Origin of the sequence: Corynebacterium sp. HMSC14H10, assembly GCF_001807105.1 — a bacterium.
Classification (GTDB): domain Bacteria; phylum Actinomycetota; class Actinomycetes; order Mycobacteriales; family Mycobacteriaceae; genus Corynebacterium; species Corynebacterium jeikeium_D.
Map to the genome: position 1 here is coordinate 1 of NZ_KV787413.1, position 1,406 is coordinate 1,406.

The 1,406-nt window shown below is 56.3% G+C and carries 1 protein-coding gene; it reads right to left on the reverse strand.

Going from position 1 to position 1,406, the window contains the following annotated elements; all coding sequences use genetic code 11:
- Positions 1–53 precede the first annotated feature (53 nt).
- Complete coding sequence (locus tag HMPREF3135_RS03270; protein WP_168163231.1) at positions 54–1,244, reverse strand: IS1249 family transposase; 1,191 nt, start codon at positions 1,242–1,244, stop codon at positions 54–56.
- Positions 1,245–1,406: the final 162 nt, after the last annotated feature.

The following is a 1,406-nucleotide window of genomic DNA, read 5'->3' on the forward strand; positions in this document are numbered from 1 at the left end:
GGGTTAAGTGACAAAAAGTGTGTCCGCTCGGTGTGTCGCCGGGTGGGCCCTTTTTATCTCATGGGCCCTTTCCGGATTCCTATGTTGTGTTGGTATTCGGTTGGGATAGCGTTGTCGTAGAAGGCTGGTCGTCCTGTTTCGTGGTCGGCTTTGTTGTGGTCTTCTGGGACAAGATCGTTGACTTTGGCGAGTTGATCTTGTCCGTAATTGCACTGCCTGGCGATCTTTAGCGGGTCGTCAGGCAGCTGCGTTTTCGAGTGCAGGTACCACTCGAGCATTTTGCGTTGGCGCTCCCCGGACCTGCCGCGATGCGCGTCGGCGATGCGTTTGAGCTGGGCGTTGACGCCGCCTTCCAGACTGTTGGTTGTTGATGCCCAGCGCTGTGGTTCGAGTGCTTCTGGTGGTGGCTGCAGGTAGGTAAACAGCCAGTTATTGCGCGATAGGTGCAGCAGTGAGTTGTATGCCTTGCGAACTCGCAGGTGGGTCCATTCCCACTGGTTGTTGAGGGTGCGGCGTTCTTTGGGGAGGGGTGTTTTTTCGTTGAGGAATGCTTTGAATACCTGTCCGAAGTCATGCAGGCGCAGCGTCCACTCCCGTGCCTGGTCGAGTGTGGTGATACGGGTCAGTTTCAACGCCAGGGCGTAGATAGCTTTGCCTGCGTCGGTGCGTGGACGGCTGGTGGTGTAGCGACGGACCACGCGTTGGGCATGGACAAGGCAGCGTTGGATGCGGGTGGTTGGCCAGCAGGTTTTGATTGCTGAGTAGGCGCCTTGGCCACCGTCGAGGACAACGCATAGTGGTGGGGCGATGTTTTTGAGTAGTTGGGTGTAGGCGTGGGCGGTTTCGCGTTGTGTCCAGTGCCATGCGATGACGTGGTCGTGGCTGGCTGCCACAAGTAAGCAGCCAGCGTCGGTGTAGGTGCCGTCGATGAAGATTTGGTCGTAGACCCGGTTGGGATCGGGGGTGTTAGGGACATCGATAAGCCACAATGAGGTGAACCGGCGGTCGAGTGTGCGCCGGGAGACATTCAAGGTGTCGGCCACCTTGGTTAAAGAAGCAGTGCCGGTGACGTAGGTGTGAAACGCTTTGAAATCCCGGGTGTGGGTCTGATCGGGGCGGTGTCGTGTTGTTGAGCATCCGCAGTCAGGGTTTTTGCATCGCCACCTGGTTGTCCCTTTGGTTGTGGTGCCGTTTTTCTTCATTTGCCCAGCGCATATAGGGCATCGGGGTCTGTTTGGAGTCACCCAGAAAGACAACCAGGCCCCTGTTACCACATGCAGGAGCCATTCCGGTGGATTGAGCAAGAAACGGGCCTGAATAAGGTCTGGAACCTTATATAAGCCCGTTTTATGCGGCCTGACCAGCAAATAGGCTGAAAATCAGACACACTTTTTGTCACTTAACCC